The 14,669-nt window shown below is 34.6% G+C and carries 9 protein-coding genes; all 9 read right to left on the bottom strand.

Going from position 1 to position 14,669, the window contains the following annotated elements:
* Window position 1: 1 nt before the first annotated feature.
* The gene (gene prfA / locus T367_RS0105365; RefSeq protein WP_027418921.1) at window positions 2–1,084 is read right to left on the bottom strand and encodes a peptide chain release factor 1; all 1,083 of its coding nucleotides are present in this window, start codon (window positions 1,082–1,084) and stop codon (window positions 2–4) included.
* A gap of 21 nt (window positions 1,085–1,105) precedes the next feature.
* Window positions 1,106–2,275, bottom strand: coding sequence for an AIR synthase related protein (locus T367_RS0105360; RefSeq protein WP_027418920.1), 1,170 nt, complete (start codon window positions 2,273–2,275; stop codon window positions 1,106–1,108).
* Window positions 2,276–2,361: 86 nt separating this feature from the next.
* Window positions 2,362–4,467 carry an OmpA family protein gene (locus T367_RS0105355; RefSeq protein ID WP_027418919.1) on the bottom strand — a complete coding sequence of 702 codons (2,106 nt, stop codon included), beginning with the start codon at window positions 4,465–4,467 and terminating at the stop codon, window positions 2,362–2,364.
* Window positions 4,468–4,584: 117 nt separating this feature from the next.
* Complete coding sequence (locus tag T367_RS0105350) at window positions 4,585–5,637, bottom strand: RluA family pseudouridine synthase (RefSeq protein ID WP_035842640.1); 1,053 nt, start codon at window positions 5,635–5,637, stop codon at window positions 4,585–4,587.
* A 1-nt stretch (window position 5,638) separates the two neighbouring features.
* The gene (locus T367_RS0105345; RefSeq protein WP_027418917.1) at window positions 5,639–7,903 is read right to left on the bottom strand and encodes a T9SS type A sorting domain-containing protein; all 2,265 of its coding nucleotides are present in this window, start codon (window positions 7,901–7,903) and stop codon (window positions 5,639–5,641) included.
* 22 nt (window positions 7,904–7,925) lie between these two features.
* A complete protein-coding gene (locus T367_RS0105340; RefSeq protein WP_027418916.1) occupies window positions 7,926–8,702 on the bottom strand; it encodes a PASTA domain-containing protein in 777 nt (258 codons plus the stop codon).
* Between the two features lie 164 nt (window positions 8,703–8,866).
* Window positions 8,867–9,673, bottom strand: coding sequence for a hypothetical protein (locus T367_RS0105335; RefSeq protein ID WP_157454133.1), 807 nt, complete (start codon window positions 9,671–9,673; stop codon window positions 8,867–8,869).
* 75 nt (window positions 9,674–9,748) lie between these two features.
* Window positions 9,749–11,443 carry a TonB-dependent receptor gene (locus tag T367_RS0105330; protein WP_027418914.1) on the bottom strand — a complete coding sequence of 565 codons (1,695 nt, stop codon included), beginning with the start codon at window positions 11,441–11,443 and terminating at the stop codon, window positions 9,749–9,751.
* A complete protein-coding gene (locus tag T367_RS0105325) occupies window positions 11,436–14,531 on the bottom strand; it encodes a tetratricopeptide repeat protein (protein ID WP_027418913.1) in 3,096 nt (1,031 codons plus the stop codon). Before T367_RS0105325 ends, T367_RS0105330 begins: the two co-directional genes overlap by 8 nt.
* Between the last annotated feature and the right edge of the window lie 138 nt (window positions 14,532–14,669).

Below are 14,669 nucleotides of genomic sequence, written 5' to 3'. Positions count from 1 at the left end.
ATTAAACGCTTGTACCTTCTTGCATTTTCTCAGCATTCTCAGCAATTTTCAAGGCGTCAATGATTTCTTGAATGTCTCCATTCATAAAGCTTGACAAATTGTACATTGTTTTATTGATACGGTGATCTGTTATTCTTCCTTGTGGATAATTGTAGGTCCGAATTTTTGCAGATCTATCACCTGTAGAGATCAATGATTTTCTATGTGCAGATCGTTCTAAGTCCTTTTTATCTCGCTCAGCTTGGTATAATCGCGATCTTAAAACGGTTAGTGCTTTCTCGTAGTTTTTATGTTGAGATCGTCCATCTTGACATTCCACCACAGTATTTGTAGGTATATGTGTTAATCGAACTGCAGATTCAGTTTTGTTGACGTGCTGACCACCGGCTCCTGATGCACGATAAGTATCCTTTTTGACATCCGCCATATTCAGATCAATATCTACTTCTTCAGCTTCTGGTAGAACAGCCACTGTAATAGCAGATGTATGCACACGTCCTTGCGATTCTGTTTCCGGTACACGTTGAACCCGGTGAACACCTGATTCGAATTTTAATGTTCCAAATACACCGTCGCCTTCCACTTCGAATGAAAGTTCTCGATATCCACTTGTTCCACCTTCGTTCGAATTGACCAATTCAACTCTCCAACCTCGATTCTTAAAATACATACTATACATTCTGTAGATATCCTCCACAAATATACATGCTTCATCTCCACCTGTACCTGCTCGTAATTCTACAATAACGTTTTTATCATCAGCGGGATCTTTAGGGATTAACATCACCTTAATCTCCTCTTCTAATTCTTGTCGTTTTGGTAAAAGTTCGTCTAATTCCAACTTCGCCATCTCCTTCATTTCCGGATCATCTTCAAGCTCAATCATCTCTTTTGAAGTTTCGATATTTCCCATCACATCTTTATAGACTTTATAAATATCCATAAAAGCTTGAAGATCCTTATACTCTTTTGTCAACTTCACATACCGATCCATATCACCAATGATATCGGGATCGACAATCTGTTGGCCCACCTCATTAAACCGAATAGAAATTGATTCTAACTTTTGCAATAAATCACTCATCTCAACCTAATTAAACGCTCTTTATTCGTATATAAACTCACCATAAGGCGAATTAATTGTTAATTTATTTCCTTCATTCTTCTCGCACTTCCCAATAATTTGAGCAGGTACTCCGAAACTTTCAGATATTTCAATAATTTCTTGCGCAAGGCTTTCTGGTACATAAATTTCCATTCTATGCCCCATATTAAATACCTTATACATTTCTTTCCAATCCGTATTTGATTCCTTTTGGATCATATCAAATAGCGGAGGAATTGGAAACATGTTATTCTTTGTAATGTGTAGATCTTTAACAAAGTGTAAAACCTTTGTTTGTGCTCCTCCACTACAATGTACCATACCATGAATTTCTTTGCGGTGTTTGTCTAAGATAGACTTAATAATAGGCGCATAAGTTCTAGTTGGAGACAATACCATTTTACCTGCATTTAACGGTGCGTTATCAACTTTGTCCGTTAGTTTTTTACTACCAGAATAAACTAAGTCTTCAGGAATTTCTGCATCAAAACTCTCAGGATATTTAGTTGCCAAGTATTTCTCGAAGACATCATGTCTTGCACTTGTCAATCCATTACTACCCATTCCACCATTGTATTCTGTTTCATAGTTCGCTTGACCGTATGATGCCAATCCAACAATTACATCACCATCTTGAATATTATGATTCGAAACTACATCCTCACGTTTCATTCGTGCCACCACAGTTGAATCAACTATTATCGTACGAACTAAATCACCAACATCAGCAGTTTCGCCACCCGTAGAGTGGATATTTACACCATACCCTCTCAGCTCAGTTAATAATTCTTCAGTACCATTAATTATCGCAGACAATACTTCGCCTGTAATCTTATTTTTATTTCTTCCAATAGTCGAAGACAGCAGAATATTTTCTGTTGCTCCAACACACAAAAGATCATCAATATTCATTATTAATGCATCCTGTGCTATCCCTTTCCATACTGAAACATCACCAGTTTCTTTCCAATACATATATGCCAAAGCACTTTTCGTACCAGCTCCATCTGCATGCATTACGATACAATAATCTTCATCACCAGTTAAATGATCTGGTACGATTTTACAAAACGCTTGAGGAAACAAACCTTTGTCTACATTTTTTATTGCCTTGTGTACATCTTCTTTCGAGGCCGAGACACCTCTTGAGTTATATCTTTGATCTGTCATTATACTGGTTCTATTTATACTTAAATAAAAAAAGCACTCACACACAGTAATGTGTATAAGTGCTTATAATAATTTATTTGTCTTATCTAATTCGCTCCGTTGGCAGATTTATTTGGCGCAACGTAATCGAAACTTAAAATAACACACTCAGTTCTTCTATTTAATTGGTGGTAGTAATCGAATTTTTCAGGATCTGATTTTTTGAATTTCGTTACATAATCACAAGTCAACTTAGTTTCGCTTACCACGTCACCAGCTGCATTTTTCTCTTTGATGGTTGCTGGAATAGCTTCACCTCTACCACGAGGAATTAATCGAGCAGGATCAATAGCTTTTTCATCAACTAAATATCTAACACAAGATTCAGCTCTTGCTTGAGAAAGTTTTTTGTTTGCTGCATCACTACCTCTACAATCAGTATGAGAGATCAATTCAACTACTAAGTTTGGATTCTCTGTTAAAAGATCATATAAATAGTTTAATGAATCTTTTGAGTTAATTGTTTCATCAACCAATAGTTCAGCCGAACCTAATGCGTAACGTACCTCTGGTAAACGCAATGGTTTTTCGATATTCAACATTTTTAAGTTTCGAATAATTCTTGTATTCGTGCCAACGCCAGCAGTAGTAAAGTTATCATTAGCACCTAAATACATTTTTTCGATTCCTTCAATTTCAATAGTCCAAGTTGCACCTGGCTCTAAATATCTTGTTCCATCAGGTTTTTCACCTAAGTTAATTTGACCTGAAGCATCAGTAGTTAAGTCGTAGCTTGATCCGTCAGAACCTACCAATTTAACTTTCGCATCTTGAATTGGTGTACCTTCTTCTTGATCAGCAACAATAATCATTAAATCGATCAACAATGGTGGTAAATAAAAATCCCAAATATCGTGAGAGTTATCACCTTTAGATCCATTTCTATTAGAAGAGATAAATCCTCTTTCTTCTTTTTCTTGAACTGTATAAAGAATATGGTAATCATCTCTACATGAGTTCATCGGTAAACCTAAGTTCGTTGGGTTCTCCCATTTATTTTCTTCACCAATTCTTGCAGCTTTGTAGATATCTAATCCACCAAAACCAACAAGGCCATTTGAAGCATAATATAACTCACCATTTTTACCCCAAGTTGGAAAACAATCATTTTCACTCGTATTGATTTCTGGTCCTAAATTTACAGGCAAACTCCAAGCATCTGATCTTCTATCATAAGTTGAATACCATAAATCAAGACCACCATATCCACCAGCCATGTTAGACGCAAAGATTAACGTTTTACCATCAGGTGAAACACACGGATGACCAACATTTGTCGTATCATGATCTTTCAATACAATTTTAGTTGGCTCACTCCAAGTTTTACCTTTCGCTTCTGAAGTATAGATATCACAACCAATATTTAAATCTGGATCAACAATACAACGTGTGAACCACATTGTCTTACCTCTTTCATCAAACACAATAGAACCTTCACTTGCAGCAGAGTTAATTGGCGCTGCCATTGGTTCAGGTTGTCCCCAATTTCCTTTTCTATCAATTTTTGACACCCAAATATCCATGAAGTTCTCACCAGTTATACCATCTGTATTCTCACCTGTTGAACCTGGACGAGAAGAAGTAAAATAAATTTCTTGACCTCTAGAATCAATGATTGTTCCATAATCGTAAAAAGTAGTATTAAGCTTTGTTACGTTAGTTACAAGATGTTTTGTAGGATTTTGACTTTGCTCTGCATAATAATCACAAGATTCGATTCTTCTTTTTGCAGTTTCAGAAGCTTCAAATTTCATATATTTTTCAAAACTTTCTTTTGCTTCGTTGTGCTTACATTGCGCCATTTCCATTTCACCATTCTTGAAATAAACAATTGGCTCATACTCATAGTAACGCATTAAAACAGCTTTTTCAAATTGTTGTTCAGCTGCAGCATGCTTATTCAATAATTCATAACAAAGACCTGACATATAAGTATAATAACCTTTCTTTTGTCTTGCTTTATCGTTACGTACATTGATTTTCTCAGCAGCCAATTTAAATGCTTCAGCAGCTTCACTATACTCTCCTGCATTCCAGAGGTTAATTGCCTCACCAGAATAACTTCTTGTCGCCGCCGTTTCACCTTGAGCCATTACCGAAGTTCCGATTGTTAGAATTACTACTAAAACTAATAGTGATTTTAATGATTTCATATAATAATTTTGTTTTCTGATATAAGCTTAATACTCAAGAGGCGAAAATAAAGAAATTATTTTAATATAAGCACACAAATTACTGAATAATTGTACCAAAGAACAGTTTTTATTCAATTAATTGATCTTCGTGTAATTTCTCCACTTCTCAAGAAGTTGCGTAAAACCAGTTGGTAATTCCGAATCAAAAAAGAGCCTTTCTCCGGTTGTAGGATGCGTCAATCCTAAAGTTTTTGCATGTAATGCTTGACCTGGTATTAACTTAAAACAATTATTTATAAATTGCTGATACTTAGCAAATGTTGTACCTTTTAATATGCGATCTCCACCATATTCTAAATCGTGAAACAGTGGATGACCAATATGTTTAAAATGCACACGAATTTGGTGTGTACGACCAGTCTCTAGCTTACATTCTACTAGTGTCACGTATCTGAAACGTTCAACCACCTTATAATGGGTTGTAGCATCTTTACCAAAACCTTCATCCTCTTCGTATACTTGGAACACTTTTCTATTCTTTTTAGAACGCCCAATATGCCCTGTAATTGTTCCTTCATCCTCCACAACATCGCCCCAAACCAAAGCATAATACTTTCGCTCACTTGTGCGATCATAAAACTGTTTAGCTAAGTGCGTTAGCGCCAATTCAGTTTTCGCAACAACCAAAATTCCTGTGGTATGTTTATCAATTCTATGAACCAGTCCTGGTCGACCAAAATAATCCTCTCGTTGAGGCAATCCTTCGAAGTGATACACAATAGCATTTAGCAAAGTTCCAGAATAATTTCCAAAACCGGGATGAACAACCATATTTGCTGGTTTATTCACGATAACCAAAGCATCATCTTCGTAAACTATATCAATTGGAATATCTTCAGCGACTAATTTAATTTCCCGAACTGGATAGGGTAAAACGACAGAAATATCGTCTTTTGCACGTACTTTATAATTCGATTTTACAGGATTTCCATTAACAATTAACGAACCTGCTTTCGCAATGTTTTGCAGCCTATTTCGCGAAACATTAGCCAATCTATCCATTAAGAATTTGTCAATCCTTACAGCGTCTTGACCTACATCAGCAATGACATGGTGATGCTCGAACATGTCTTCCGTCTGCTGATCCTCAACTGATTCAATATTATCTTCTATATCTTCTTTACTCATACTAATTTTTAATGAGTTTTGTTGTCTGAATTATCTCGTCAAAACTATTTCTGATTTGCACCAAGTACACACCATTGTTAAAATCTGCTATATTAATTTGATTCTCATTCTCTGCCGTTAACACAAGTCTTCCTGATAAATCATAAAGCTGCACATCAAAAGGTTCTGTAATTCCATCTATATTGATGTATGCATTTGATGGGTTTGGATAAATATTGATCACTTCTCTTACCGGGGCATTATCCGCATTTGACAAGGTATAATCAAGTGCTGTTGAGAATACTGGTCGAATCATCAATGAAGCATCAAAAAGACTATTCAGCCAATTGTCGCCATCGGCACTCCAGAATATTTTATCAGCATTTTTATTATTCCAATCTAAACCAATATGCAAGTTCTTCTCATCTATGTTTTCCCAACCTACGTAAAATATTTTATCAACTGGTAGATATACATCGTCTGTAAAAGTATAATATTTATACCCATTTGGAGCTCCGCTATACTCGGGTGAATGCGTATTGAAAAAATCGTCTTGATAAATAATTTCTCCTGGTTCACCACCGTCATCTGCCCAAACAGTTAAGAGAAATATCTCACCGCTCAGATCGTCAATGGTAGGAACGAAATGCATTAGCAAACCTGTTAACAAACCCGCCTCATAAGCTTCAAACTTATAAGCCAATTGCGTATTATTATCCAACACACCGTAAGCAGCCTCGGCAGAACCGTCATCATAAGCGTAATAATTTGAAAAACGTTGCGTAAAGCTAGTGGTATCATTTTCACGAATTACGTTCTCACCAGCAACTGCTGAAGCAATATTTACCTGCACATCAAAACTAGCACGATCTCCACCAAGACCTTGATCATAAGAATATTCAGAAGCGACATTGAATAAACAATTATTGATTCCAACGATATAATTCGGTTCTGGAATGCCAGTATTCACAATATTAAAAGGACTGCCTCCTTGCAAAACACCTTCATATTTGACACTGTACTTCCCAGGCGCAAAGATAGTATTGGTTGCATCAGAATTATAAACATCTAACCCTGCTTTTTCTAACATTTTCTCACTCCCTATTGTGTTTTTATAATGATCCCAAGGAACAGAAGTATAATCCTTTAACAATGAATTTACAGGATATGAAATTGCCAAATCACTAAAATCTTCAGCTTCAGAAACTCGATCGGCCTTTAAACTCACATAATCAATATGCCAATGATCTAAAGAACCTGAAAGGGATGCATAATTTTTGAATCTGAATTTAAAACCATTCGTCAACAAACCCGGTCGAATAAATACATGTGCGGTATCCCAAGTGTTTTCTGAAATAAATTCAGGTAATCCACCCTCCCATTCCGTAGGAGAAATCCACTTCTCTTCCGTTGTACTCCAAAATTCTAACAGCAACGAATCTTCAGGCTCAGGAGCATCTCCAAAACCTTTCGCTTGATAAATAAACGTTAAATAAACATCTGTCTGTCCTAATAAATTAATAGGCTTAGAAGTAAGCACATCAGCTATACCGTAAGAATCATAATCACCAATATCATAAGGCCAGCCATCTTTATCAACGCCATCAAAAGTTACAACACCTAATGACCACGGATTATACGCATAAGTATAATTATGATATGCATCATTATCCTGCCAAAAATTTTCTGCATTATCTAAATCAGCCGTAAAAACCCTTGCACTATCTTGACAAAAAGCTGGTCCAGGAGCCTCATTATACCAAACCGTATCTTTTGCCACATCTGGAACACCATCTATAATAGTGTCAATTAGAATATAACATTCGTCATACAATTCTCTTAGTTGACCAACAACAGGAAATTCGAATAAATCATTTACAAAAATAGATTCACTAATAAAATTATAAACTGTATCTACCGTAACTTCTTCCCCTACAATATTAATCACCCTTGTATGGGCATGATTTGAATCACAATAAATAGCATCCGGCGGTAAGGGTGTTATTTCGTCTTCATCCATTAAATGATGATACAATACACTACTTACACCTGGACCTTCATACACAGGTTCATATTTTTCAAAACGATTAACAGAAAAATCGTCAACTAAAGGAAGCTCAATCGTATCGATATTAAATATTACTAAGCTATCAATATTCGCCCCAATAGTAAATGCTGCTGGTTGAATATTTAAAATTTCTTGATTGTATTTTAAGGGAGCTACATACTCTTGCGAATAAGCAGAAAAGCCGATTAAGCAAAAAACAATGCGGAATAATTTAGTCATTTAAAGTAATTTATTTCAATTGTTATTTCTCAGCCCAAACTGTAACAGTAGTACCTGCCGCAACATTCACACCTTCGCCACCACCAGGGTTTTGACGTGTAATTATAGCGTTGGTTGAATCGGCACTATTTAAACAGTTAGAACACTCAAAATAAATTGATAATGTTAGCGTAGATAAACGCTCTCTTGCTTCATTTATTGTAAGTCCTACTAAATTAGGTAATGGCGTTGAGTCACCTGTACCACCTTGAGACACCACGATTTCTATACGACTACCCTTTGGTATTGAGGTTCCCGGTGCAATCCTTTTTCCTTTGTACAATTGCTCCAATACATACCCTGGGCCAACAGCACTTGGTTTATAGCTAACTTTAGTATTTATCCCTTTCGAATTCAATGTTGTTTCAGCCATCCGTTTAGACATCTCTTCCACTTTAGGAATTTTAATCATCTGTGGATTTAACGGTACAATAGACAACTGGATAACCCTATCTGATTTTACATGCATTCCACTTGAATCTGTAGGACGCGGATATTGCCAACAAACAGTTCCCTTTGGCCACTCATCTAAATAAACAGAATCTTGAATGTTAAAAGTAATGTTTTTTCCTTTTATAAACTCATCCAAATCATCCATATGGATTTTATAAAAAGTTGGCACCTCTATTTGCTCACCAAAATTGGTAGAACTTTTTAAGTAACGACTTTCAATAAAAACGATCGCAATCCACACCAATAAAATGGCAACGATATTGAACCAAAATAATTTACTCGTAAAAAATCTAATGTATTTTTTCATTTAATCTCTAATAATCCGCCCTTAATTAATCACATAATTATTGGCTGAGTCGACACAAATATAAGCAATCTACTATAAAATGGTTGGCAAAGATAAGCTTTATAAGGTTATTCTTATTATTTGCTATTCTCTTCTTATAATTTGCAATAGGATTCGTGATATTATTATTGATTGAATTGCCCGATTAATAAACTTTTCTGCTTCAATAAATAGATTTTGTCATGGGTGAAATAAAATTGTTTTACCCCTTTTGGAATGGTATAAATTAGATCAGTACTCTTGAAGGTTTTGTTGGCTATTGCTTCAATTTTATTCCCTGTTTGCAATAAAAGATAACGATCATAAACACCAATACTTGTAGCTTTAGTTTTATAAAGTTTGATAAAGGTTCCAAACACATCGAAAATAGCAACACCCTCGTCCGGAATTAAGATATATAGGAAATCATTATACTCAAGCATTTGTGTAGGTGGATTTTCATAATCAAACACCTGATAAAGGTTTTCTGTTCGGGTTTGAATCACCAATTTCGAATTCAATTTCAATAAATTTCTTTGCGCTGCATCTAAGACCCAAAAACTATTCCCTAAGTATGATTCACACGCCAAGATGGGTTGCAGAATGTCAAGCTGCATTAAATCGATTTCGCCATTTATATCGGTAAGCGTATTATCTAAGAAACTAATAACGCCTCGGTCTTTATCAAACACCAATGTCCGGAAAGTTTTAACACTTTCCATTTGACTTGGACGCATCGTTTTTAATGATGCAGCATACAATGTATCCTTTGTCTTATCCAATTGAATGATGATATCGTTTCTGCAAAGATTTGTTCGACCTAAATTATCGACTGAGAACAAATCGTATTTACCGATAATTGAATCTTTAGCAATAAATTGATGTGATTGTCCAAATGCCAATTGAAAGATCGACAAGCAGAAAAGAAATAAGAAGATTCGCTTTACGCTCATTAAAAGATAAAATTAAGTTCAGTTAAATTACGAACTATTTTAATCGATGCAAATACCAGTCCAATTATTAAGCTTCTAAAAAGCAAATGTTAATCCACCTAAAACCTGGAATCCTTGTACTTGATACATATTCCATCGATAATATTTTTGAGCTGCTACATTGTTCAACTGGACAAAAACAGAAATACGCTGATTATATCTATATTCTCCTTGCAAATTGATGTCTGCAACGAACCCTAAATCGTATTTCTCTGTATTGTCTTCAGCGATAAACAAGCCATTTGGACTTTTACGACCGCCTAAAAAAGTCATGTCTGCTTTGACATAAATCTTATCATAAAGATTATAAGCTCCTCTTAATTTTAAATCGAACATTGGTAAATTCCATGCATATAATTCGTTTGCTGCAACATACTTATTATACTTTCCAATCGCATCAATTTTAAGCTTTTCTGTTAATTGGTACGCGATACTTGCCGTTACACCTAAAGCAGATACCTTGTCATATACGACTTGGAATTTGTATTTATCCGACCAAATTGTATCATTAACAAATAGTGGTAAATCAGTAAATGTTGTTGAATGTAATTGAAGGTCAAAAGAAACTTCCTTCGCTATTGTTCCTTTTATTCCACCATAAACTTTAAACTCTTTGGTATTCATTAGCTCGAAACTCGAAACCATAAATTCATTTGTTCTATTCAATGTATAAAAGCTATTTTGTTTTACGCCACCACCAACACCAATATATGGTATAAACATATTATTGAGTAGACTGTATTTAGCTTCAACAATAGGCACCACTTTAAATTGTTGTGTGCTTGGTAAATCGAAATTTAAATCTAACCCGACCAATACTTTCCAATTTTTACCATAAGTTGAAATTGTCGGTTTTAAATTGATAAGGACATTATTATCATTATGTCTTAAATCATAAGGCAATAAAGGATCATCTTCAGCAAACTTGTAATTGTTTTGTCTGAATTCAAAATCAAGCGCATATAAATTTTTGTTCAATTTATATTTCAATTCTGTTCCGATAGCAAAATTACTATTCCTTGCATTGCGGCCTTCGTTGATTGAATCTTGATTGAATTCATGGAAATACATGTACTCTGTCTTGATCGTATACAACAAAATCGCACTATCCTTTTTCGTGAAATTCGAGAATCTAAACCCTCCTTTAATTCCCTGCACTCTATTTCTTAACGAATCCTTCTCAATGCTATCAGTCGAATCTTTAATGCCATAAAAATGGTATCCGTTGTTGATATAATCAATTTCAGATTCGATCAAATAACGAGGTGTAAAGAAATCTCCAAATAATTTTGCTTTTGTATGGTCAAAAGAACTTGGCGCATAATCTTTTATTTTTCCAAAAGACGAATTATGATTCGCATGAATACCGTAAGACATTCTTCTATTTCTTACTGAATTATAATACAAATCACCTAAAGGACTAATGTAATTACCAAGTCCTAAACGAACGTAACCTGGATAAAGCTTACTTAATTTATCTCTTAAAGCAACACTTGTAGGTTCAATTTGCTCTAATGTGATTTCGGTTTTCATATTCCGCGATAAAAGCGGATAACTAATGTCTGGTATTGGAATAATTGTATCAATAATTCCTGGTCTTTCAGTAATTCTGTACGACGGAGATATTGGTCTATCCGCTGGAGCGATAATAAGCACATCTTCCTGTCCGAAAGACAATCCTGAAAAAGCCAACAGGAGCACAAGTACTATATGTTTCTTTATCTTAATCATTACCATCTCCTATTTCAATTGTGTTATTATTCTGCGGTTGGATATCCTTGCCTTGATTTTTAATCGCCAACACTTCTCTCATCACAACATTTGCTTCTTCTAAAATTCCATCAGTTTTATTACTATAGCCACTTAACACGCTATTCAATGTATACTCAGCTGTTACAAAATCATCCAAACCTATTGAGTTTTTAGCTTGAATAATTAAGCCTTTTGCCAACCAATAGTCGTAACCAGTATAATTTTTCATCAACAATCTCACCTCATCCTCTGACTTTTTGTATTCCTCTTGTTGGTTAAAAATAAAGGCAATATTGTATTGAGATTCAGCACCAATCATGCTCACAGTAGTTTTTGTTACAATTCGGAATTCTTTTAATGCCAAATCATAATTATTGAGTTCAAGTTCAGCTTTACCAATCACATAATGTGCTTCTGTAATTGCAACATCAAGCGCTAACGGATCTTTCAGAACAAGTTTGGCATACTCTCTTGCAGCGCTTAACTCGTTTTCAAAAGTAAAACACCTCATCAATCCGATTTGTGCTTTTAACCTATTCTCTGGATAAGTTGCAACTTTAGCTAATTTCTGATAGTACTCTATAGCCAATTGATAATTCCTTTGATTGTATTCATGTTCGGAAGCGATATTCGCAGCTCGTTCAGTATATTTATTTGTCGATTTTGAAAGGATTGATTTGTATGCTAAGATTGCTTCAACCTCATTACCTGTTTTTTGGTAAGATACAGCCATATAATACAATGCGTTCAATTCGTTTTGTGGTGGACTAAAGTTTTTTAAATACACTTTAAACGAAGCCGCAGCATCTGAGAACAATGAATCTTCATACGATCGGTAAGCTGATTCGTAAGTGATAGAATCTTCATAACTCTTATTGTAAACAACCCCAATCTTATCTAATAAATCAAGATACTTTTGAGGCTTATTTGTAGCTGTATAGATATCCTCAAGACGACTTAATGCCTCTTTCTCTTTCTCCTTATTGTCGTATTCATTAATAATTTTTAAGAATTGTGCTTCAGCTGCCGCATAGTCCTTTGAAATGAATGATAACATTCCGATTTGAAAAATGGCATCTACAACCTTTGCGTGATTCGGATGATCTTTAATCAATTGGTTATAATACTTTTTTGCTTTCGCATAATGATCTGAATCATCACTATTGTTCATTAATCGATAAGACTCACCCGCTTCAAAAAGTGCTGGAATTGCAAATGTTGATTTATTGTAATTATTCACAATATCCAACATAGATTTTGCTTTAGCTACATAATTCCCTTTGAAACCATACGTTAAACCAACTTGGTATTTTGCATAATCCAATTGCCCACCTCCTGTTTCAATAGCCTTATTATAATACAGAATGGCATTATCATCATCATTATTACCATCTACTTTTGGCTTGACAAAATAAGCATCGCCGATACGTAAGTAAGCATCTGTGATTTTTTCTTTATGCACTTCTTTTGTGTCCTGCGTAAATGTTCTGAAAGACTGAATCGCTAAATCATATTTACCTTGTTTAAAATAACAGTAAGCAATATTGTAATACGCATCATTGTGTTGATTCAAACCATAACTGCCAGGCTCAGCAATAAAGCTTTTATACCAAGTAATTGCATCTTCATAAGCAGTCATTTTAAAATAAGCTTCTGCGATCCAATAATAACTTAAGGCATTCAATTTAGGATCAATTGGATAACGTTTTACCAATTTAAAATTATCGATACTCTGATCATTCTCTCCATTCTGAAAAAGCTCAACCCCATAATTATAAGCCATTATTTGGTAAGCATTTTTCATTTTAAAATCCTTATCCTTAATCCGATCGATTGATTCGATAGCAGACTTATAATTTTTCATGGTCGTATAAACGTTCACCAAAAACTGGTAAACATCTTGATTTCTCTTAGAATTAGGATACCGCGTTAGATACAAATTCAGTGCTTCAACAGCTTCATCAAATGGGTTAAAATCTAATTTATAAGAAAGTACGGCATAATTATATAAAGCATCTTCTTCTACCGCTTTATCAAAAGGCAAAGTTGACGCCTTTTCGAATGCGCTTCGTGCATATAAATAATTCTCTTGTTGCAAATAACATTCACCAATATGGTAATGTGCAATTTGACCCAGCTCATCCTCAATAGAAGATACTTTACTGAAAGTACGAATCGCTTTGTCATAAATTCCACTTTTATAATAAGCGTAACCTAATTGATAATCCTCATCTCTTGTTGTCTCACTTTTACGGTTGTACTCTTCTAAAAACGGCACCGCTTCGTCATACTTACCAACCTTATAAAAAGCGTCACCAATTAAGTGTGACATTTGGTTAGCATTTTTAGCATCAGACGAATCAAGAATCGTTGGTGCATACTCAAGTAATTTATCATATTTACCTTGCAAATAGTATATCTGCGCAATATAATAAGGTACTGTTTCACTGAAGTTAGGATCATTTTCCAGATTTCTAAATCCTTCTAATGCAGTTTCATAACTCTTTTCTGTATAAGCGATATGCGAATAATAATATAAAGCAGGCGATTGATATGGACTAGGAGAATGAACAATTTCAAAAAATGCATCTCTCGCATTCTTTAATTGATCTTCTCTAAAATAAGCATAGCCTAACTTAAAATAATACTCGTCTCTATAATCTTTAACAAGATTGTACGGGTCGATTTTTAGCAACCATTCAATCGTTTTGTCAAACTTCTTTTTGCGATAATAAAAACGACCTAATTCAAGGTAAACTTGTTCTTGATAAATTGATTCAGGATAATTTTTAAGGAAAGTTAAAAGTAATATTTCAGCATCTCCATGGTACAATTTTAACGCACTTAATGCTGCGTAATAATTGGCTTTAATGAACAATGGATCATTCGCTTCATTGTACTCTTTGATGAAAAGGTTGAATTCCTTTTCAGCGGCACTAAATTTACCTTTTTCATACAAATCTTCGGCCTTATAAAAGCGCTCATAATCCGACTTGTATTTCTCAGTCGATTGAGAAAAAGCGGAAATGCTTAGGCAAATTAGTATGACGGAAACGGCTCTTAACATAGTCTTTTATAACAATTTCAAAACATAATTTAAACCTTGTAAGCAAGATTAAAACTTTAGCTTGTGCAATTAAACTTGTAAAAATACTGTGAATGAGTGTGGTTTGAATTGATATTCTTAAAAGTTATAAACGGGGAT

This window comes from Crocinitomix catalasitica ATCC 23190, assembly GCF_000621625.1.
GTDB lineage: Bacteria > Bacteroidota > Bacteroidia > Flavobacteriales_D > Crocinitomicaceae > Crocinitomix > Crocinitomix catalasitica.
Note: the sequence above shows the minus strand (reverse complement) of the source record. Positions and strands in the feature narration are given on the sequence as shown.

Excerpts from the sequence above, each read along its gene's own strand:
- T367_RS0105340 (WP_027418916.1), bottom strand. The coding sequence starts at position 8,702 with ATGAAAAAATACATTAGATTTTTTACGAGTAAATTATTTTGGTTCAAT.
- T367_RS0105330 (WP_027418914.1), bottom strand. The coding sequence starts at position 11,443 with ATGATTAAGATAAAGAAACATATAGTACTTGTGCTCCTGTTGGCTTTT.
- T367_RS0105355 (WP_027418919.1), bottom strand. The coding sequence starts at position 4,467 with ATGAAATCATTAAAATCACTATTAGTTTTAGTAGTAATTCTAACAATC.
- T367_RS0105345 (WP_027418917.1), bottom strand. The coding sequence starts at position 7,903 with ATGACTAAATTATTCCGCATTGTTTTTTGCTTAATCGGCTTTTCTGCT.
- T367_RS0105350 (WP_035842640.1), bottom strand. The coding sequence starts at position 5,637 with ATGAGTAAAGAAGATATAGAAGATAATATTGAATCAGTTGAGGATCAG.
- T367_RS0105360 (WP_027418920.1), bottom strand. The coding sequence starts at position 2,275 with ATGACAGATCAAAGATATAACTCAAGAGGTGTCTCGGCCTCGAAAGAA.
- T367_RS0105325 (WP_027418913.1), bottom strand. The coding sequence starts at position 14,531 with ATGTTAAGAGCCGTTTCCGTCATACTAATTTGCCTAAGCATTTCCGCT.
- T367_RS0105335 (WP_157454133.1), bottom strand. The coding sequence starts at position 9,673 with ATGAGCGTAAAGCGAATCTTCTTATTTCTTTTCTGCTTGTCGATCTTT.
- prfA (WP_027418921.1), bottom strand. The coding sequence starts at position 1,084 with ATGAGTGATTTATTGCAAAAGTTAGAATCAATTTCTATTCGGTTTAAT.